This window comes from Aeromonas sp. 102P, from assembly GCF_051920345.1.
GTDB classification, from domain to species: Bacteria; Pseudomonadota; Gammaproteobacteria; order Enterobacterales; family Aeromonadaceae; genus Aeromonas; species Aeromonas veronii.
In genome coordinates, this window is the sequence record NZ_JBQBCZ010000007.1 from 52,471 (window position 1) to 72,074 (window position 19,604).

General features: G+C 61.3%; 19 protein-coding genes and 1 pseudogene. 9 read left to right on the plus strand and 11 right to left on the minus strand.

Annotation, left to right across the window (positions count from 1 at the left end):
• Nucleotides 1-35 precede the first annotated feature (35 nt).
• The 4 genes from ACTG1K_RS23325 to bioH form a co-directional block, all read right to left on the minus strand.
• Nucleotides 36-314 (minus strand): hypothetical protein, encoded by a 279-nt coding sequence (locus ACTG1K_RS23325; protein ID WP_005355353.1) that lies wholly within the window; start codon nucleotides 312-314, stop codon nucleotides 36-38.
• A gap of 85 nt (nucleotides 315-399) precedes the next feature.
• Nucleotides 400-1,167 (minus strand): putative metalloprotease CJM1_0395 family protein, encoded by a 768-nt coding sequence (locus ACTG1K_RS23330; RefSeq protein WP_439971415.1) that lies wholly within the window; start codon nucleotides 1,165-1,167, stop codon nucleotides 400-402.
• Nucleotide 1,168: 1 nt separating this feature from the next.
• Nucleotides 1,169-1,402 carry a flagellar basal body rod C-terminal domain-containing protein gene (locus ACTG1K_RS23335; RefSeq protein WP_075113715.1) on the minus strand — a complete coding sequence of 78 codons (234 nt, stop codon included), beginning with the start codon at nucleotides 1,400-1,402 and terminating at the stop codon, nucleotides 1,169-1,171.
• A 71-nt stretch (nucleotides 1,403-1,473) separates the two neighbouring features.
• Nucleotides 1,474-2,238 carry a pimeloyl-ACP methyl ester esterase BioH gene (gene bioH / locus ACTG1K_RS23340; RefSeq protein ID WP_425856567.1) on the minus strand — a complete coding sequence of 255 codons (765 nt, stop codon included), beginning with the start codon at nucleotides 2,236-2,238 and terminating at the stop codon, nucleotides 1,474-1,476.
• A gap of 38 nt (nucleotides 2,239-2,276) precedes the next feature.
• Between bioH and ACTG1K_RS23345 the strand changes: the two genes are divergently transcribed.
• Both ACTG1K_RS23345 and nfuA read left to right on the plus strand, forming a co-directional pair.
• Nucleotides 2,277-3,005 (plus strand): ComF family protein, encoded by a 729-nt coding sequence (locus ACTG1K_RS23345; RefSeq protein ID WP_440004740.1) that lies wholly within the window; start codon nucleotides 2,277-2,279, stop codon nucleotides 3,003-3,005.
• 80 nt (nucleotides 3,006-3,085) lie between these two features.
• Nucleotides 3,086-3,664 carry a Fe-S biogenesis protein NfuA gene (nfuA, locus tag ACTG1K_RS23350; protein ID WP_005340636.1) on the plus strand — a complete coding sequence of 193 codons (579 nt, stop codon included), beginning with the start codon at nucleotides 3,086-3,088 and terminating at the stop codon, nucleotides 3,662-3,664.
• A gap of 69 nt (nucleotides 3,665-3,733) precedes the next feature.
• Here nfuA and gpsA read toward each other — a convergent pair whose 3' ends face one another.
• The 3 genes from gpsA to ACTG1K_RS23365 are packed head-to-tail and all read right to left on the minus strand — an operon-like array spanning nucleotide 3,734 to nucleotide 5,693.
• The gene (gene gpsA, locus ACTG1K_RS23355) at nucleotides 3,734-4,738 is read right to left on the minus strand and encodes an NAD(P)H-dependent glycerol-3-phosphate dehydrogenase (protein WP_005356865.1); all 1,005 of its coding nucleotides are present in this window, start codon (nucleotides 4,736-4,738) and stop codon (nucleotides 3,734-3,736) included.
• A gap of 2 nt (nucleotides 4,739-4,740) precedes the next feature.
• On the minus strand, nucleotides 4,741-5,211 hold the full coding sequence (gene secB / locus ACTG1K_RS23360) for a protein-export chaperone SecB (RefSeq protein ID WP_042054222.1): 471 nt from the start codon (nucleotides 5,209-5,211) through the stop codon (nucleotides 4,741-4,743).
• A gap of 50 nt (nucleotides 5,212-5,261) precedes the next feature.
• On the minus strand, nucleotides 5,262-5,693 hold the full coding sequence (locus ACTG1K_RS23365) for a rhodanese-like domain-containing protein (protein ID WP_005340640.1): 432 nt from the start codon (nucleotides 5,691-5,693) through the stop codon (nucleotides 5,262-5,264).
• Between the two features lie 246 nt (nucleotides 5,694-5,939).
• Here ACTG1K_RS23365 and gpmM point away from each other — a divergent pair, with 246 nt between their 5' ends.
• Together gpmM and envC are read left to right on the plus strand one after the other, a co-directional pair.
• The gene (gene gpmM, locus ACTG1K_RS23370) at nucleotides 5,940-7,469 is read left to right on the plus strand and encodes a 2,3-bisphosphoglycerate-independent phosphoglycerate mutase (RefSeq protein ID WP_421284604.1); all 1,530 of its coding nucleotides are present in this window, start codon (nucleotides 5,940-5,942) and stop codon (nucleotides 7,467-7,469) included.
• 9 nt (nucleotides 7,470-7,478) lie between these two features.
• On the plus strand, nucleotides 7,479-8,831 hold the full coding sequence (gene envC, locus ACTG1K_RS23375) for a murein hydrolase activator EnvC (RefSeq protein ID WP_440004741.1): 1,353 nt from the start codon (nucleotides 7,479-7,481) through the stop codon (nucleotides 8,829-8,831).
• A 132-nt stretch (nucleotides 8,832-8,963) separates the two neighbouring features.
• On the opposite strand, the gene ACTG1K_RS23380 is transcribed toward envC, so the two are convergent.
• A complete protein-coding gene (locus ACTG1K_RS23380) occupies nucleotides 8,964-9,614 on the minus strand; it encodes a Qnr family pentapeptide repeat protein (RefSeq protein WP_374880129.1) in 651 nt (216 codons plus the stop codon).
• A gap of 89 nt (nucleotides 9,615-9,703) precedes the next feature.
• Here ACTG1K_RS23380 and ACTG1K_RS23385 point away from each other — a divergent pair, with 89 nt between their 5' ends.
• Complete coding sequence (locus ACTG1K_RS23385) at nucleotides 9,704-10,711, plus strand: substrate-binding domain-containing protein (RefSeq protein WP_106844209.1); 1,008 nt, start codon at nucleotides 9,704-9,706, stop codon at nucleotides 10,709-10,711.
• Between the two features lie 84 nt (nucleotides 10,712-10,795).
• Here the strand turns inward: ACTG1K_RS23385 and ACTG1K_RS23390 are convergent, their stop codons facing one another.
• Genes ACTG1K_RS23390 through ACTG1K_RS23400 form a run of 3 tightly spaced genes read right to left on the minus strand, consistent with a single transcriptional unit; the run spans nucleotide 10,796 to nucleotide 13,749 of the window.
• Nucleotides 10,796-11,437, minus strand: a complete 642-nt coding sequence (locus ACTG1K_RS23390; protein WP_005342660.1) for a bifunctional 4-hydroxy-2-oxoglutarate aldolase/2-dehydro-3-deoxy-phosphogluconate aldolase — start codon at nucleotides 11,435-11,437, stop codon at nucleotides 10,796-10,798.
• 9 nt (nucleotides 11,438-11,446) lie between these two features.
• Nucleotides 11,447-13,243 carry a phosphogluconate dehydratase gene (gene edd, locus ACTG1K_RS23395; protein WP_440004742.1) on the minus strand — a complete coding sequence of 599 codons (1,797 nt, stop codon included), beginning with the start codon at nucleotides 13,241-13,243 and terminating at the stop codon, nucleotides 11,447-11,449.
• On the minus strand, nucleotides 13,240-13,749 hold the full coding sequence (locus ACTG1K_RS23400) for a gluconokinase (RefSeq protein ID WP_005340649.1): 510 nt from the start codon (nucleotides 13,747-13,749) through the stop codon (nucleotides 13,240-13,242). The genes edd and ACTG1K_RS23400 overlap by 4 nt, the downstream gene beginning before the upstream one ends.
• Before the next feature lie 245 nt (nucleotides 13,750-13,994).
• Between ACTG1K_RS23400 and gntU the strand changes: the two genes are divergently transcribed.
• From gntU to ACTG1K_RS23420, 4 genes and pseudogenes are all read left to right on the plus strand, one after another.
• A complete protein-coding gene (gntU, locus tag ACTG1K_RS23405) occupies nucleotides 13,995-15,335 on the plus strand; it encodes a gluconate transporter (RefSeq protein WP_005355418.1) in 1,341 nt (446 codons plus the stop codon).
• Nucleotides 15,336-15,485: 150 nt separating this feature from the next.
• Nucleotides 15,486-16,835: a CDP-diacylglycerol--serine O-phosphatidyltransferase gene (gene pssA / locus ACTG1K_RS23410; protein WP_193860903.1), complete on the plus strand. Its 1,350-nt coding sequence runs from the start codon at nucleotides 15,486-15,488 to the stop codon at nucleotides 16,833-16,835.
• Between the two features lie 190 nt (nucleotides 16,836-17,025).
• Nucleotides 17,026-19,095 carry an ATP-dependent DNA helicase RecG gene (gene recG, locus ACTG1K_RS23415; protein ID WP_368150119.1) on the plus strand — a complete coding sequence of 690 codons (2,070 nt, stop codon included), beginning with the start codon at nucleotides 17,026-17,028 and terminating at the stop codon, nucleotides 19,093-19,095.
• A 143-nt stretch (nucleotides 19,096-19,238) separates the two neighbouring features.
• Nucleotides 19,239-19,604: pseudogene (locus ACTG1K_RS23420) on the plus strand (membrane assembly protein AsmA); the annotation flags it as partial.

Consider the following 19,604-nt stretch of genomic DNA (forward strand, 5'->3'; position numbering starts at 1 on the left):
CCCGCAAGGGGCTTTTTTACACGCGAAGCTCAGGATCACTGCGTCAGGGCAGCAAGAATGCTCTCGGGCTCTCCATGCTGGGCCAGCACCTCCCGCAGTCGGTTGAATGCCTTGCAGGCCTCTTGCGGATACTTGCCGTAAGAGACGACGCCGGTGTGACTCCAGCCAGCCGCCAGCATCACTTTCTTCTTAAAACTGGTTCCTTCAGTTCCTCCTCCTCCGAGCTGCATCAGAAATTGCTCCATCTGCAGGTGGGGGGGCGGTACACGGGAGAAGGTGGTGAAATCTTCCGCTTTGACTTCATCGAAATGCATGACAGCTCCTGTGAAATTGGAATGGGCCTGATCTTCAGGTTAGTTGCAAAACAGGCAAAGCAGCTGAAAGTTTGGCGAGGGTGATTCAGATATGCAGACTGAGGGACAGGGTAGAAGCCGGGCTGACAGCCTGTTGATAGTGGCCCGCGATGACGCTGTTGCGCTTGTCCATATAGGCACTCAGCACACCGCCCGATTTCGCGCTCTGCTCGGCCATCAGCTCTTTGCGCGCCTTGGCTTCACTGGCGGCGGCGCTGCGTGCAACGGCCAAATCCTGCGCGGAAGGCTCGGCAGGCGCCAGCGCTGCAGAGCGGATCTGCTGCATCTTGGCGATGGTAGCGGCAGGGTCACCGGGTACGACACTGGTATCGATCTGGACTTCGCCACCCGTCGCATAACGCTTGCCATCCGGCCCTTGCGTAAACTGATAGGTGGGCGAGCTGGCGTACTCTCCACCCGCAGACTGGTGCGCCTGCTCGTGAGTGCGCACCTCCTTGTCACGCTCGACAAGATCCTGAACCTGCTGCTCTTGCCGCTGTTGCTGCTCCTGCTGTTTGGGATCTTGCTGCTTGCGCTGCCCATCCTCGCCGGTGGCCTCGACAAAGCGATTGTCTGGCAGTGTCGTCGGGGCTAATTGCCCGGTTTCACGGCTATTCTGGGAGCTCTGATTGCTGGAGGCCTGACCGGCTTTGGATTTCTCTTTCTGGGAGCCGACTTCGGATTCGGCAACGGAGGCTTGGCCCGCTCGTGCCTGTGGGATCAGTTCTGCCCGGCGATTATCCGTCCTCGCCGCTTCCACCTGGGGTTGCAGCTGTGTCGGGATAAGGGGAGGCAGACTGACATTGATGTTCATCTCACACCCGGATGTCGATCAGGGTTCCCATCATATCGCTGGCGGTCTGCACTACCTTGGCGGAAGCGCCAGCCTGCTGCTCGGCCACCTTGAGATTGACAAGCTCATCAGTCACTTGCACCTGATCCCCGCTGGGGGTGTTGAGGCGGGCGATCTGACTGGATGCCTTGTCGGCAATCTGCTCGGCTCGCTGAAATCCCTGTACCCCGCTGTTGAAAGCAGAATCAATACGCATGGTGTTACTCCTCTGGTCACAGCTTAATTATCCGCCAGACCAGAGGATTAATGAAGCTTGCAGGCTATTTTTTAGCCAACAAAATCTCGAACGATTTCAATGAATTCGTCAGGATGGGAGATAAAAGGTGCGTGTGAGGCCTTATTAAGGGTCACGCTGCGGCTGGCAGGGTAGAGATCATCCAGCAGGGGAATGGCGGCCTTGGGTACCAATGAATCCAGTCGGCCATAGATCCGCAACCAGGGCAGATCCAGCTCCCGCAGCGGTTCGCGTAGGTCAATCTCGGCCAACAGCGTCAGCCCGGCCTCGAGTGCGGCAAACTGGGGCGCCGGGCGCTCGGCCAGCCAGTGGCGCAACTGGCGGATATCGTCCCGGGCATGTTCACTGCCCATTGCCTGGATCGCCAGAAAGCGCTCTATGGTCTGGCGAAAATCCCCTGCCAGCATCTGGTTGAAACCGGTCAGTACTTTGGGGGCGATCCCCGGCCACTCATCGCGGGCCATGAAACAGGGAGAGCTGGCTACCGTGATCAGGGAGTGCAACCGATCGGGATGCGTCAGCGCCAACTGGCTTGCCACCAGACCGCCGAGCGACCAGCCAAGCAGATGGCACTTCTGCGGCAAGATGGCGGCCACCTGCTCGGCAAGCCAGGGCAGGCTGTAATCCACCTCGTCTGCCAGCGGGCTGTTGCCAAAGCCGGGCAAATCCACCAGATGAACCCGATAGTGGGGCGCCAACTGTTGGGCAACACCATGCCAGACCGCACCGTTCATCCCCCACCCGTGCAACAGCACCAAATCTGGCCCCTGGCCAAACTGCTCTACCGATATGCTCATCTAGACTCAAGATCCCTGTTCATGCTCTTGGGGTCAGCATGTTAAAGCGACTGCTCGCTAAAGCAAGCCCGCTGCTAGGCAGCCACGGTGACTGGCAAGGGAGCTGCCTGCTCTGCCATCAGCCTTGCGACAACGAGCCCCTGCTCTGCAGCTGGTGTCGGCAGGCGCTGCACCAGTCACAGCCGAGATGCCGCCTCTGCGCCGCACCGCTGACTGACTATATAGAGGAGAGCATACCGGTCTGCGGCCGCTGCCAGCGCAGACCTCCCCCCTGGGAGCGGTTGCAGGTGATCGGCGACTACCAAACCCCCTACCCCATGCTGATCCCCCGGCTCAAATATTCCGGCCAGATCCTGCTGGCGCCGCTACTGGCACGCCTCTTGGCCGATCATCTGGATAGCCGCGAGCCGCCAGAAGCGATCATTCCGGTTCCCCTTCACTGGTGGCGGCAGTGGCGGCGCGGGTTCAATCAGGCGGAGGAGATCGCGCAAGCCCTTGGCGAGTTCACCGCCATTCCCTGCGACAACACCCTGTTGCAGCGCATCAAGGCGACCCCGCAACAAACAACCCTGAGCGCCGGGCAGCGGCGGCGCAATCTGCGCGGGGCATTCCGGATCCGCTCCCACCAATACCATCATGTCGCCCTGCTCGATGACGTTGTGACCACAGGCGCCACCGCCGGTCAGCTCAGCCGTCTGCTCCATGAGAGCGGCATCACAAACGTAGAAGTGTGGGCGATCTGTCGTACCCTGCGGCACAGCAAGTAGACATCGGCATGCTACCCAAGCATTAATAACCGCGTTATCATGAATACCCTAGTCGTACACTCAGGTTTATGAGGATAGTGATGATCAGCATTTCCGACGCCGCCCAGGCCCATTTCCGTAAACTGCTGGAAAAACAGCCTGATGGCACCAATATCCGGGTGTTTGTGGTCAATCCGGGAACCCAGAATGCCGAGTGTGGCGTATCGTATTGCCCGCCCGATGCCGTGGACCCGGAAGATCAACACCTGCCCTTCAGCGGCTTCGACTGCATGGTCGATCCCCTGAGCGCCCCCTTCCTGGTGGATGCCACCATCGACTTCGTGACCGACCAGATGGGCTCCCAGCTCACCCTGAAAGCACCGAACGCCAAGATGCGTAAAGTGGCCGACGACGCGCCGCTGATCGAGCGCATCGAGTACGTGTTGATGTCCGAAGTGAACCCCATGCTGGCCGGTCACGGTGGCAAGGTCACCCTGGTCGAGCTGACTGAAGACAAACTGGCCATCCTGCAGTTTGGCGGCGGTTGCAACGGTTGCTCCATGGTCGATTACACCCTGAAAGAGGGGATCGAGAAGCAGCTGTTGGAGAAGTTCCCGGGTGAGCTCAACGGTGTGAAAGACGCCACCGAGCACCAGCGCGGCGACCACTCTTACTACTGATTTGCAGCCCTTGCAGCAAAGAAAAGGCCCCGCCATCTGGCGGGGCCTTTTGCATGGGTAATCGGCAGATTACTCGTCCTTCTTGTCTCGCGACAGCAGGGCGATGGCCGCCTCTTTCGGGTTCTTACCCTCGTAGAGCACCTTGAAGATCTGCTCGCAAATGGGCATCTCGACGCCGCAGCGGGCCGCCAGCAGATGCACCTCTTTGGTGTTGCGATATCCCTCCACCACCTGACCGATCTCGGTCATGGCGGTGTTCACATCCTTGCCAGCCCCGAGGGCCAGCCCGAAGCGACGGTTGCGCGACTGGTTGTCGGTACAGGTGAGCACCAGATCCCCGAGCCCCGCCATCCCCATAAAGGTTTTGGCATCGGCACCCAGCGCCGCACCCAGACGCTGCATCTCCACCAGACCCCGGGTGATGAGCGCGGTTCTGGCATTGGCGCCAAACCCGAGCCCGTCGGAGAGGCCGGCACCGATGGCGATGACGTTCTTCACCGCCCCACCCAGCTGCAGACCGACGAAATCCGGATTGGTATAGACCCGGAACGAGCGGCCACAGTGCAGCAGGTGGGAGAGATCGTCGGCGAACTCGTCGTGGGTCGAAGCGACCGAGATGGCGGTCGGCAGACCGGCAGCCAGCTCCTTGGCGAAGGTGGGGCCGGAGATCACCGCCAGCGGTATCTCGTCACCCAGCACTTCACGGGCCACATCCTGCAGCAGACGGCCACTGTCCGGCTCCAGACCCTTGGTGGCCCAGGCGATACGGGTATCGGGGCGCAGGAAGGGTTTGATCCGGGTCAGCACATCGCCAAATACATGGCTTGGCACGACCAGCAGCAGCACGGGGGCAGCTTGTACCGCACGTTGCAGATCCGCAGTCAGCTGCAGATCGGCGGGAAAAGGGACATCAGGCAAAAATGCCTTGTTGCAGCGGTCTTGTTCCAGCTCGGCGACATGAGCAGGGTCGTGACCCCACAGCAGGGTCGGATGACCATTGCGCGCCAGAGAAATGGCAAGGGCGGAGCCATAAGACCCCGCCCCCAAGACCGAGATAGCGATCTGGTCAGCCATTATCAGGCTTCCGCAGTCGCCTGCTGGGCCTGTGCTTGCGCCATGTGCTGGGCAAACAGGGCATCGAAGTTGACCGGTGCCAGGTTCAGCTGCGGGAAGGAACCCTTGCTCACCATGTTGGCCACGGCTTCGCGGGCATACGGGAACAGGATGTTCGGGCAGAAGGCAGCCAGGCAGTGAGCCAGTTGCGGCTCCGGCAGGTTGCCTATGGTGAAGATACCGGCTTGCTGTACTTCGCACAGGAAGGCGGTTTCGGTTTCCAGTTTGCAGGTTACGGTCAGGGTCAGGACAACCTCATACACGCTCTCAGCCAGGATGTTGGTCTTGGTATCCATATCCAGCTTGACGTCCGGCTGCCACTCTTTCTGGAAGATGTGCGGGGTATTCGGCGCTTCGAAAGAGACATCCTTGGTGTAAACACGCTGGATGTGGAATTCCGGTTGTACTTCCTGGTTGTTGATCTCGTCAGCCATTTCGTTTGATTCCTTGTTATATGGATAAGTGGGCTCAGGCCCTGCTTAAATCAGCGTTTCTTGGTTACCGGCAGATTTTCTGCACGCCATTGGGCCATGCCACCGCCGAGCACATAAACCTGCTTGAAGCCAGCTTTGCTCAGCTGACGGCCCGCGCCGCCCGCAGTCATTCCCGACTCGCACACCACTATGATGGGGGCATCTTTATGCTTTTCAACCGGGCCCAGGTTATTGCTCTGGATCTGGGTCAGCGGCAGGTGCTGGGCACCGGCCAGATGGCCCTTGGCGTACTCTTCCTGACTGCGAATATCCACCACGGTGGCATTCTCGCGGTTGATCAGCAGGGTCGCGGTGTGGTTGTTGACGGTTTTTACCGGGGACAAACGGGCACGCACAGTGGTGTAAACCAGGGTGCCAGCCAGACCCAACCAGGCTGCGGTCAGCAGCGGGTTACGGGCCGCAAAATCCAAATACTCTTGCATCTTCTACTATCCAGGGACCAAGACAAGGGCCCGAGTATACATGGGGGTATTGATAAGATCAGCCATCTTGGCGGCAAAGCGCGAGCAGGCTCCCATCATCATTGGGCATCGATCATGGCAGGAAGGGCGTGGCTTGCGGGGCCGCGGGAGCGCCCCTTGGCTATCAGGTGACTATTTCGGCAGATGTAGTAATATTACGCTAGTTTCATTTCCCGCATTTTTTCCAATCCGAGAGGACATAGTCTTATGTCAACAGCTAAGAAACCTTTGGTTCTGGTCATCATGGACGGTTGGGGCTACAGCACCAAGCAAGAGCACAACGCCGTCGCTGCCGCCAAGACTCCCAACCTCGATCGTCTGGCCCGTGACTACACCAGCACCCTGATCTCCGGCTCCGGTCTGGATGTCGGTCTGCCGGATGGCCAGATGGGCAACTCTGAAGTAGGCCACGTCAACATCGGTGCCGGTCGCATCGTCTATCAGGAGCTGACCCGCATCTCCAAAGACATCCAGGACGGTGAATTCTTCCAGAACGTCGAGCTGGCCAAGGCTGTTGACGCTGCCGTGACCAACGGCAAAGCCGTTCACATCATGGGCCTGATGTCCCCGGGTGGCGTACACAGCCACGAAGAGCACATCATGGGCATGATCGAAATGGCAGCTAAGCGTGGCGCCGAGAAGATCTACCTGCACGCCTTCCTGGATGGCCGCGACGTTCCGCCGCGCTCCGCCCAGTCCTCCATCGAGCTGTTCGATGCCCTGTTCGCCAAGCTCGGCAAGGGTCGTTTCGCCTCCATGATCGGCCGTTACTTCGCCATGGACCGTGACAACCGCTGGGATCGCGTGCAGCAAGCCTATGACCTGATGACCCAGGGCAAGGGCGAGTTCACCGCCGAGAGCGCCACCGAAGCCCTGGCTGCCGCCTATGCCCGCGACGAGAACGACGAGTTCGTCAAAGCCACCCGCATCGGCGAAGCTGCACCGATGGAAGATGGTGATGCGCTGATTTTCATGAACTTCCGTGCCGACCGTGCCCGTGAAATCACCCGCGCCTTCGTTGACACCGACTTCACCGGCTTCGTCCGTGCCGTTGAGCCGAAGCTGAACTTCGTGATGCTGACCGAATACGCGGCCGACATCAAAACTGCCTGTGCCTACCCGCCGACCGCTCTGGTCAACACCCTGGGTGAGTGGCTGGCCAAGCAGGGCAAGACCCAGCTGCGCATCTCCGAAACAGAGAAGTATGCTCACGTCACCTTCTTCTTCAACGGTGGCGAAGAGTCCTGCTTCACCGGCGAAGATCGCGAGATCGTGGCCAGCCCGAAAGTGGCGACCTATGACCTGCAGCCGGAAATGAGCTCCGAAGAGCTGACCGACAAGCTGGTTGCGGCCATCAAGAGCGGCAAGTACGACGTCATCATCTGTAACTACCCGAATGGCGACATGGTTGGTCACACCGGTGTGTTCGATGCCGCCGTCAAAGCGTGTGAAGCCGTTGACCACTGCATCGGTCGCGTGACCGACGCCCTGGCCGAAGTGGGTGGCGAGTGCCTGATCACTGCCGACCACGGTAACGCCGAGAAGATGCTGGACGAAGAGACTGGTCAGGCCCACACCGCCCACACCAATCTGCCGGTTCCGCTCATCTATTTCGGTCGCAAAGCCGAGGTGGTTGAAGGTGGCAAACTGTCCGATCTGGCCCCCACCATGCTGACCCTGATGGGTCTGCCGGTACCGCCGGAAATGACTGGCAAGCCCCTGATGATTCTGAAATAATCCTTCCCCATGCGGGGATGCGAAGTTATTTCACAGAAAACCAGTCGCGTCGGCCTGTTGGCCGGCGCGCTGTTTTTTTGCCTGTCGTTTGGCGCCAGCACACCGGCTTTGGCCGCCAATCAGCAGCTGGGCACCATGCAGTCCCAGATCAAAGAGCAACAGAAGACCATCAAGCTCAGCAAGCAGGAGCTTGCCAAGCTCAATACCCAGCTCAAGGCTGACGAGCAGGCCATCTCGGCCGCCGCCGCCAAACTCAACCAGACCAGGCAGCAGTTGAAGCAGAACCAGCAGAAGCTGGCGACCCTGCAAAAAGACAAGCTGGCGCTGGAAGTTCAAGCCAAACATCAAAAGCAGTTGCTGGCCAAACAGGCGGAGAGCGCCTTTCAGGCGGGCAACCACGACTACCTCAAACTGCTGCTCAATCAGCAGGATCCGGCCAAACTGAGCCGCTCGCTCGACTACTACGACTACCTCAACAAGGCCCGTATCGAGGCCATCGACGCCCTGCGCGCCACCCGCGACAAGCTGGCAAAAAACCAGCAGGCAACCAAAGAGACCGAAACCAGACTGCAAACCCTGCTTGCCGAACAGCAGGAGCATCACCAGACCCTGCTGGCCAGCCAGCAGAGCCGGGCCAAGGTGCGCAACAAGTTGCAGCAGTCGGTGCAGGATGACGAGCAGAAGCTCACCAAGCTGGTCAAGGCGGAGAAAGCGCTGAAAGCCCGGCTGGAAGAGTTGCGTCGCAAGCGCGAAGAGCAGGAGCGCCGTGAACGGGCCGAGCGGGAACGGCTGGCCAAGCTGAAAGCGGAGCAGGAGCGTCAGCGCAAGCTGGCCGAACAGCGCCGCGCCGAGCAACAACGACTCGCCGCCCAGCAGAACAAAACCGTCAAACCGGCAGAACCGGCCGAAGAGGTGGCCAGCAGCAAACCGGAGCGCGGCTCGGGCATCAGCAGTGCCGGTCACTACAGCGGCCTCAAGACCAATGGCAGCCTGCGCTGGCCGGTGCAGGGACCGATCCTCATCTCTTACGGTTCGCCGCGCACCGCCCAGCTTAAGTGGAAAGGCACCCTGATCGGCGCCAGCGAAGGAACTCAGGTCAAGGCGGTCGCACCGGGACAAGTGGTTTACGCCGACTGGCTCGATGGCTTCGGTATGCTGCTGGTAATCGATCACGGTAAGGGCTATATGAGCCTCTACGGTCACAATCAGTCGCTGCTTCGTCAGGTGGGCCAGAATGTGGAACAGGGTGAACCTGTGGCACTGGTCGGTGACAGTGGCGGTCAGGACAGACCGGGCCTCTATTTCGAAATTCGCTATCAGGGCGAGGCGATCAACCCGACCAAATGGCTGGCCAAGGGTTGAGTCAACCCGGCCGACAAACGCGTCACACGCTCACGAACAAAAGCCTGCATCACGCAGGCTTTTGTCGTTTCAGGAGCGCCCTACCCACTGTCGGCCTAATTTGATGAAAAATTACCTAATTTTTCGCTCGGCTCAGGGGAAGACAACCAGACCTATCTGCTCCAGCAAGGTCTGCTGCTGATCCTCGTTGATCTGCACCCCTTGCAGATCGACCCGCCGCAAATCCAGCCCCGGCAGGTCGCACTGGCGCAGATCGCAGCCCTGCAGCTTGAAGCTGGTCCAGTCGATCTGGCCAAACTCGGAGCCGCTGAGCTCGGAACCCACCAGCGAGGCACCAAACAGGTTGGCCCCCTGCCAACGGTTGCCGGTCAGCTCGCACTTCTCCAGCAGGCAGCCCTCGAAGCTGGCATAGCTGAAGTTGTTGCCGGTCAGATGGGCCTCGCAGAAGTAGCTTTTGGCGGTGATCTGGTTGGCGAAGCTGGCGTGGCTGAAGTTGATACCGACCGCCTGACAGTCGCGCATCTCCAACCCCAGACACTGGCTGCGGCTGCAATCGGCCATGGTGAGATCGCAGCGCAGGAAGCTGGCCTCGCGCAGATCGCAACCCTGCAACAGGCAGCCCCGTTCACTCTCCCGATCGTAGAAGCTGCAGTCGATGAAGCGGCTATCGCTCAAATCCAGCCAGGAGAAGTTGCAGCCGATAAAGCGGCACTCCGAGAACTGCTCCCCCTCCACATCCTGTTGCTCGAACCGGACATCCACGAACTGCTTGCCTCTGATCATCGGAAAACTCCTGCAAAAACGGCTTCATATGCTGACTTTATCCGCCAAAAACGGTAATGTTACATGTAACATCCACGCTGGAAACCCCTATGAGCCCCACCCGCAAGCGCCGCCCCACCCTGCAAGATATCGCCGACCAGACCGGCGTGACCAAGATGACTGTCAGCCGCTATCTGCGCGACCCGCAGACCGTGGCGGAGGGGACCCGCGAGCGGATCGCGGCTGTGGTGGAAGAGCTGGGTTATATCCCCAACCGGGCGCCGGACATTCTCTCCAACGCGACCAGCAAGGCGATCGGCATCCTGATCCCCTCCCTCTCCAACCAGGTCTTCTCGGCGGTGATCCACGGCATCGAGTCGGTGACCCGACCGGCTGGCTACCAGACCCTGCTGGCCCACTACGGCTACAGCCCGGAGCGGGAGGAGGAGCAGGTCGCGTCCCTGCTCTCCTATCACGTGGATGGGCTGATCCTCTCCGACAGCCAGCACACCGAACGCACCCGCAAGATGATCGCCACCGCCGGCATTCCGGTGGTGGAGACCATGGATCTGCCGCAAACCCCCATCGACATGGTGGTCGGCATGGATCATAGAGCCGCGGCCCGGGCCATGGTAACAGAGATGCTGCACCGGGGCCGACGCAAGGTGGTCTATCTGGGAGCGCGGCTCGACGTGCGTACCCAGCTGCGGATGGAGGGTTACTATCAGGCGATGACCGACTTCGGCCTCACCGGCCAGCATCTGCTGACCGAACAATCCTCCAGCTTCACTCTGGGGGGCGAGCTGCTGGATCAGGCGCTGGTGCGCTATCCCGACCTCGACGGCCTGTTCTGCACCAACGATGACCTGGCGGTGGGCGCCCTGCTGCAGTGTCAGGCCAAGTGGATCCCGGTGCCCCAGCAGATCGCCATCGCCGGTTGCAACGCCCTCGACATCGGCCACGCCATGACCCCCAAGCTGGCCAGTATCGCCACCCCGCGGGAAGCGATCGGTCGGGAGGCGGCCACCATGCTGCTGGCGCGTCTCAGCGGCCAATCCCAACCCGACACCCGCAAGGATATCGGCTTCTCCCTCTATGTCGGGGAGAGTCTGGGGTAATCCCTTCCCTCACCCACTTAAGTCACGCCGATAACAAACAGGCCACCCGAGGGTGGCCTGTTTGGTTTTCTGCACAACTGACGCTTAGCGTTTAACCAGCTCAACCGCTTCGCGGGAGAGGCGGGTCACCTCTTCCCAGTTGCCGCTCTTGACCGCATCGGCCGGCAGCATCCAGGAGCCGCCGACGGTGGCGACGCACTTGAGCGCCAGATAGTCGGCCACGTTTTTCGGGCCGATACCGCCGGTCGGGCAGAACTTCACCTGGGGCAGCGGCGCGGCAATGGCGGAGAGCGCCTTGGTGCCGCCGTTCGCTTCGGCCGGGAAGAACTTCAGGTGGTCATAGCCCGCTTCCAGCGCCTGCATCACTTCAGACGGAGTCGCCACGCCCGGGATCAGCGGTGCAGTGCTCTTGGCCGCGTGGGCCAGCAGGGCCGGGGTCATCCCCGGGGAGATGACGAAGCGGGCACCGGCAGCGACAGCTGCATCAAACTGCTCGCAGTTGAGCACGGTACCGGCACCGACCATGGCATCCGGCATCGCCTTGGCGATAAGGGCGATGGCATCGAGCGCCACCGGGGTGCGCAAGGTGATTTCGAAGACAGAGATGCCGCCGTCGAGCAGCGCCTTGGCCATCGGCAGGGCCTGATCCAGCTCGTTGATAACCATCACGGGTACCAGCGGGGAGGCGGCAAACACCTCGGCCGGGGTCACTTTCCAGTTCTGCATAGCTCTTCCTTAGTCAAAGATGGTGGCGCCACACTCGGCGCTCGATACCGCGCGACGCATCACGCTGAACAGTTCACGGCCCCACCCCTCTTGTTCCGGAGTGAGGTCAATCTCGGCCTGGGTACGGCCACTCAAATCGGTCAGGCAGTCGAGGCTGCCGTTTACCGCGTCAACCCGCAGCAGGTCACCGTCAGCAAGCAGGCCAATGGCCCCGCCGTGCAGCGCTTCCGGGGTGACGTGGATGGCGGCTGGGATCTTGCCGGAGGCGCCGGAGAGACGGCCATCGGTGACCAGCGCCACCTTGTAACCCGCCTTCTGCAGGTTGCCGAGCACCGGCATCAGCTTGTGCAGCTCCGGCATGCCGTTGGCGGCCGGACCATTGTGGCGCACCACGATAACGGCATCCTGATTGAGATCGCCCGCCTTGTAGGCCGCTTCCACCGCATGCTGGGAGGAGAAGACCCGCGCTGGCGCTTCGATAACCCGATACTCGGGAGCCACGGCGGAGACCTTGACCACGGCGCGGCCCAGATTGCCCGCCAGCAGCTTGGTGCCGCCAGTGGCCTGGAATACGCTGCCGGAAGGTGACAACACGCTCGCATCGCCGCTCTCACCGACCGGCTGCCATACCAGCTGGCCATCCACCAGTGCCGGACGGCTGAGGTAATCCTGCATCTCGCCAAACACCGGGGTGGCATCCATGTGGATCAGCCCATCTTCGGCCAGACGGCGCATCATCCCGGGCACACCGCCCGCCTGTTCGAAGGCGTTCACATCGGCTGGGCCGTTCGGGTACATGCGCACCAGCAGCGGCACCACATCGGAGAGATCGCTGATGTCATCCCAGGTCAGTACCAGACCGGCCGCGCGGGCCAGCGCCACCATGTGAATGCTGTGGTTGGTGCTGCCGCCGGAGGCGAGCAGGGCCACCAGACCGTTGACCAGCGAGCGCTCGTCCAGCACTGTGCTGAGCGGGCGATAAGCCGGAGATCCCGGGATCATGGCGCTGATGCGGCGGGCGGCCTCATCGGTGAGGGCGCGGCGCAGTTCGCTATGGGGATGCACGAAGGCGGAGCCCGGCAGCATCAGGCCCATGGCCTCGAACACCAGCTGGTTGGTGTTGGCAGTGCCGTAGAAGGTGCAGGTGCCCGCCGCATGGTAGGCGCCGCACTCCATCTCCAGCAGGGCATCACGGCCCACTTCACCGGCGGCGTACTTCTGACGCACCTTCACCTTCTCGTCGTTGCTGATGCCGCTCGCCATGGGGCCCGCCGGTACGAATGCAGTCGGCAGGTGAGCGTGGGAGAGGGCCCCCATGATCTGACCCGGTGCAATCTTGTCGCAGATGCCGAGCAGCAGGGTGGCGTCGAAGGTGTTGTGAGAAAGCGACAGCGCGGTCGCCTGGGCGATCAGGTCGCGGGAGAAGAGGGACATGTCCATCCCCGGCTGACCCTGGGTCACGCCGTCGCACATAGCTGGCACGCCGCCGGCGACCTGGGCACTGTGGCCCAGCTCGGCCAGTACCGCCTTGATCTGATCCGGATAGCCCTGATAAGGCTGATGGGCGCTCAGCATATCGTTGTAGGCGGTGACGATGCCGACGTTGGCGCGGGTCATATCGAGAATGCGACCCTTCTCGTCACTGCTGCAGGCGGCCACGGCGTGGGCCAGGTTGCCGCAGGCCAGCGCGGCGCGGGTCTTGCCCTGCTCTGCCTGACGCTGGATGCGGGCCAGAAATGCCTGACGACGGGCGACACTGCGCTCGCGGATGCGGGCGGTGACGTCGGAAATTACCTGATGAATCATTGGGCTTGCTCCAATGCTGTGACGGCGCGGTCAACCACCTGTTCGAAGGTGCCGTCTATATCAATGTGGAATACACCGGCTTCGCCATCCGGGCGCTCCAGAGTATCGAACTGACTTTGTACCATGCTTTCACGCATGAAGTGGCCCTTGCGGGCACGCATCCGCTCGAGGATCAGCGGCTGGCTGCCATCGAGGAAAATGAAGCTGACCGACTCGTTGCCTTCGCGGATCTGGTCGCGGTACTTCTTTTTGAGGGCGGAACAGACAATGATGCCGGTCTCGTTCTTCTGCTCGAGACTGTAGGCGGCGTCGCGGATCCGCTCCAGCCAGGGGGCACGATCCTCATCGTTGAGGGGGTTGCCGCCAGCCATCTTCTGGATGTTGGCCTTGGGGTGCAGGTCATCACCATCGATGAACTTGGCGCCCAGCGCTTCGGCCACTTTCAGACCCACGCTGGATTTGCCGCTACCACACACACCCATCACGATAATGCACTTACCCGCCATAATTTGACCTCTGTCCCACTTTTCAAAAAACCAGCTGTTGATGGGTTCTAATCTAACACGTTACCGGTAACATGTTACCGGTAACGATTAAAAATGTGAAGTCTGCCACAGACTGAGCAAACCCATAGTCACCTGGGCATATGATGTTGAGCCCTTGCCATAAATCTAAATAAATCATAAAGATATGGTTTGCCGACGGATCGGCAAGGTGTCACGACTGAACTTGGAAAAAGGAACGCATAACAATGTCTGACCTCTCCCTGATCATGACAGCCGCCGGCTCGATTGTGTTGCTGCTCTTCCTGGTGATGAAGGCCCGGCTCCACGCCGTGGTAGCCCTGATCCTGGTCTCCATGGTGGCGGGTCTTGCCGCCGGCATGAACCCGGCCGACATCGCCAACACCATCCAGAAAGGGATGGGTGGCACCCTCGGTTTCGTCGCGGTAGTGGTGGCGCTGGGCGCCATGTTCGGCAAGGTGATGGAAGTGACCGGTGCTCTCGACCGGGTGGCTCACACCCTGCTCGGCAAGTTCGGCGTCAAGCGCGCCAACTGGGCAATGGCCCTGACCGGCTTTGTCTGCGCCCTGCCGCTCTTCTTTGATGTGGCCGTGGTGCTGCTGATCGGCGTCGCCTTCGCCATCGTCCGTCGTGGCGGCGGCAGCGTGGTGAAGATCGGTATCGCCCTGCTGGCCGGTATCGCCACTTGCCAGGCCTTCCTTATTCCGGCGCCGGGCCCGATCCTGGTGGCTTCCCAGCTGGGTGCCGACTTCGGCTATATGATCCTGTTCGGCCTGATCGCCGCCGTACCGGCGTTGATCCTGGCGGGCCCGCTGTTCGGTGACTTCATCAGCAAGATCGTCGATGTGCCGCTGCCTGCTGATGCCCAGAACAGCGTTCACGATGACAGCAAATCCCTGCCCTCCTTCGGGCTGGCCATGGGCCTCATCGGTCTGCCGCTGCTGCTGATCGGCCTCAAGACCATCGTCGGTCGCTTCGTCGAGGCAGGCTCCACCCTGCACAACTGGCTGGAGTTCATCGGTCACCCCTTCACCGCCATCATGGTCGCCTGTCTGGCCGCTTTCTACCTGCTGGGTATTCGCCGCGGCATGTCCCGTGACGAGGTGATGAGCGTCTGCAACAGCGCCATCCAGCCCGCCGGTGTCATCATCCTGGTGACCGGTGCCGGTGGCGTCTTCAAGCAGGTGCTGGTTGATTCCGGTGTGGGCGCCGCGCTGGGCAACATGCTGGCCGACTCCGGTCTGCCTATCGTCGCACTGGCCTTCATTCTGGCCGCTGCGGTACGGGTGATTCAGGGCTCTGCCACCGTCGCCATGCTGACCGCCTGCGGTCTGGTGCTGCCGATGCTGGAGCCGCTCGGCCTGAACGGCGCCCAGCTGGCGGCCGTCACCATCGCCATTGGCGGCGGTGCCATCGTGCTCTCCCACGTCAACGACTCCGGTTTCTGGCTGGCGAACCGCTACCTCGGCCTGACCGAGAAGCAGACCCTGCAGACCTGGACCGTGATGGAAACCATCATCGGCACCACCGGCGGCGTGATGGCGATGATCATCTACAGCTTCCTCTGACAAGGGGGAAATGCTGACAAAAAGGCCTCACTCGTGAGGCCTTTTTCATCTTTCTGATGATTCTTTCTTTGGCTGAGAGGGCGAGATTGCTAGAATCGCCTATTCATCGCTCCGAGTGGAACGCTTAACCCCGTGATTTCAGGTTTATCTATGCATTCATCGGCCCATTATCGACAACTGCTGGCGCGCCTGCCCCAGATCGCCGTCGCAGCGGATCAGTTTGAAGTGCTCTATAGCGCCCAGGATTTCAAACGCCGCATTCTTGCGCTTATCGCCAGTGCCACCCGGCGCATCTATCTGGTCGCGCTCTATCTGCAAGATGACGAAGCAGGCCGGGAGATCCTCTCCGCCCTCTACGCCGCCAAGCAGCGCAATCCGGCCCTCGACATCAAGCTGTTCGTCGACTTCCACCGTGCCCAGCGCGGCCTGATCGGCAAAGGCAAGCAGGGCGGCAACCACCTGATGTATCAGGCCATGGCTGCCGAACACGAGCACCAGATCGAAATCTACGGCGTGCCGGTCAAAGGGCGCGAACTGCTCGGCGTGCTCCACCTCAAGGGCTTCATCTTTGATGATGTGGTGCTCTACTCCGGTGCCAGCCTCAACGACATCTACCTGCATCAGCAGGATCGCTACCGCTTCGATCGCTATCACCAGATCACCAGCCCGGAGCTGGCCCGCAGCATGGTCAACTATGTGGATGACCTGTTCGTGAAGAGCGACGCGGTGCAGCGACTGGATCACAGCGACATCCCCAGCGCCAAACAGCTGAAAGGGCCGATCCGCCGCTTCAAGCAGAGCCTGCGCCAGAGCCAGTACCGTTTCAGCACCATGCCGGTCAACACCCAGGAGGTGGCCATCACCCCCATGGTGGGTCTGGGCAAGCGCAACAATCAGCTCAACCTGATGATCCGCAATCTGGTGCGCGCCACCGAGCGGGAGATCTTCATCTGCACCCCTTACTTCAACCCCCCCAAGGAGTTGAGCAAGGATATCGAGGATCTGCTGCAGCGCGGTTGCAAGGTGACCATCGTAGTGGGCGACAAGACCGCCAACGACTTCTTCATTCCGCCGGAAGAGAAGTTCTCCACCATCGGTGGCCTGCCCTATCTCTACGAGACCAACCTGCGCAAGTTTGCCGAGCGCAACCAGCGTCACATCGACGACGGTCGCCTCAACCTGATGCTCTGGTGTTGCGAGCGCAACTCCTACCATCTCAAGGGGATCTTCGTGGATGACGAGTGGGCCCTGCTCACCGGCAACAACCTCAACCCCCGCGCCTGGGCGCTGGATCTGGAGAACGGCCTGCTGGTACACGATCGTCGCCACCTGCTGCGTCCCCAGTTCAACGCGGAGCGGGAGAACATCCTGACCAACACCAAGCGGATCAGCCACTTTGATCAGGTTGAGCAGATTCAGGACTACCCGGAACAGGTGCGCAAGCTGCTGGGACGGATCCACAGGGTCAAGGCCCACCTGCTGCTCAAACGCATCATCTGACTCCGGGCGCCATGCGCCCGCACCTTGCCTGTTGGCAGCCGCACAAAGGCCTCCCGTTTTCGGCAGGCCTTGGTTATATCCGCCGTTTCCCCCACTTTGACGGCCCAGCCAGCAGCAACTCGGCTTGCATCGGCCCCTCAACAACCCCTATCATCTGGACATATTTACAGTGTTTTCGGGCATCTAATTGATGAAATTGGATAAAATTCCTCTCGATAGCCTCAAGGGTGTCGGCAGCAAGATGCTGGAGAAGCTCGAGCGGCTGGGGCTGGCCACGGTACAGGATCTGCTGTTCCACCTCCCCCTGCGCTACGAGGACCGTACCCAGGTGTGGCCCATCGGCGATCTGCCGCCCGGCCTGCACGGCGCCGTCGAGGGCGAAATCCAGGACACTCAGCTGGTGATGGGGCGCCGCCGCATGATGGTCTGTCGCATCAGCGATGGCACCGGCACCCTCACCTTGCGCTTCTTCAACTTCACCGCCGCCCAGAAAAACAGTCTGGCGGCGGGCCGCCTGATCCGCTGCTTTGGCGAGGTGCGTCCCGGCAAATACGGGCTGGAGATGGCCCACCCCGAGTACAAGCTGCTCGGCGAGGAGCAGGCCGGTCAGACCGAAGAGGCGCTCACCCCCGTCTACCCGACTACCGAAGGGCTACGCCAGCTCACCCTGCGCAACCTCACCGATCAGGCGCTGGCCCAGCTCGACCTCTATGGCGTGGAGGAGCTGCTGCCCGCCGGCCTCTATCCCCACCAGATTGAACTGGCCGCCGCCCTGAAACTGCTGCATCGCCCGCCCCCATCGGTAGCGCTGCCGCTGCTGGAAAGCGGCCAACATCCGGCCCAGCAGCGACTGGTACTGGAGGAGCTGCTGGCGCACAACCTCTCGGTACTCAAGGTGCGCGCTCAGGCGCAAACCCAGCTGGCCCGCGCCCTCAAACCGGCGCCCGCGCTGGTTGAACAACTGCTCGGCGCCCTGCCGTTCAAGCCCACCGGCGCCCAGAGCCGGGTAGTGGCCGAGATAAGCAAGGATCTGCAACAGAGCCACCCCATGATGCGGCTGGTGCAGGGTGACGTGGGTTCCGGCAAGACGCTGGTCGCGGCGCTGGCCGCCCTGCAGGCTATCGGCAATGGCTGTCAGGTGGGCTTGATGGCACCGACCGAGCTGCTGGCGGAACAGCACGCCATCAACTTCGCCAAGTGGCTGGAACCGCTCGGCATCGGAGTCGGCTGGCTGGCGGGCAAACAGAAAGGCAAGGCGCGGGAAGAGTCGCTGGCCGCTATCGCCGATGGCAGCGTCAAGATGGTGGTGGGCACCCACGCCATCTTTCAGGAGCAGGTGGTGTTCCAGCGCCTCGCCTTGGTCATCATCGATGAACAGCACAGATTCGGGGTGCATCAGCGCCTCGCCCTGCGGGAAAAAGGGGAGCGGGAAGGGGTACATCCCCATCAGCTGATCATGACCGCCACCCCGATCCCCCGCACCCTGGCGATGACCGCCTATGCCGACCTCGACACCTCGGTCATCGACGAACTGCCGCCGGGCCGAACCCCCATCACCACGGTGGCGCTGCCCGACAGCCGTCGCGGCGACGTGATCGAGCGGGTCAAACTCGCCTGCACCGAGGGCAAGCAGGCCTACTGGGTCTGCACCCTGATCGAGGAGTCGGAGGTGCTGGAGTGCCAAGCCGCCGAGGATACCGCCGCCGAACTGCAGACCCTGCTGCCCGGCCTGCACATCGGGCTGGTGCACGGCCGGATGCGTCCGGTGGAGAAACAGCGGGTGATGGAGGAGTTCAAGGCGGGCATACTGCAACTGCTGGTCGCCACCACCGTCATCGAGGTGGGGGTGGATGTGCCCAACGCCAGCCTGATGATCATCGAGAACCCGGAGCGACTGGGACTGGCGCAGTTGCACCAGCTGCGCGGTCGGGTTGGCCGTGGTGCGGTAGCCTCTCACTGCGTGCTGCTCTATCATGCCCCCTTGTCCAAGACGGCCCAGAGCCGGCTCGGGGTGCTGCGGGAGACCAACGATGGCTTCCTCATCGCCCAGCGCGATCTGGAACTGCGCGGCCCGGGGGAACTGCTCGGCACCCGCCAGACCGGTCTGGCCGATCTCAAGATCGCCGATCTGGTGCGGGATCAGCCGCTTATTCCGCAGGTGCAAAAAATGGCGCGCTTCCTCATGGATAGGCACCCAAGCCATGTCGAACCCTTGATTCGCCGTTGGCTCGGCTTACGGGATCACTATTCCAATGCCTGATCGAAGTAGATGCAGAAGATGGGCACATGTCCTTATGGATAGGCATCCGAGTCATGTCGAACCCTTGATACGGCGCTGGCTCGGTCTGCGAGGCCACTACTCAAACGCCTGACAACACATCCCAAAACAGGAGGAAAGCAACCATGAATTCCTGGCTACGCGGCCTGCTCTACACCTTCGCCTTCCTGCTGCTGTTTGTCTGGGTTGCCCTCGGCCTGTTCGACGCCGAGCGCGCCAAAGGCCCCATCGCCAGCTGGATCAGCCAGCAGACCGGCGTGCCGGTCACCATAGGGCGACTGGTGTTCAACCCGCTGCACCCTTACACCCTGCTGGCAGAGCAGGTGCGTTACGGCGATGCAGTCTCACTCGACAAGATCTATCTGGAAATCGAGAGCATCGACTGGCTGAGCCGCGACGTGCGCATCGCCCATCTCGATCTCATTCGTCCCGCCATCAAGCTGCCGCTGCCTCAATCGTTATCCAATCTGCTACCGAGCCTGCCGGTGCAC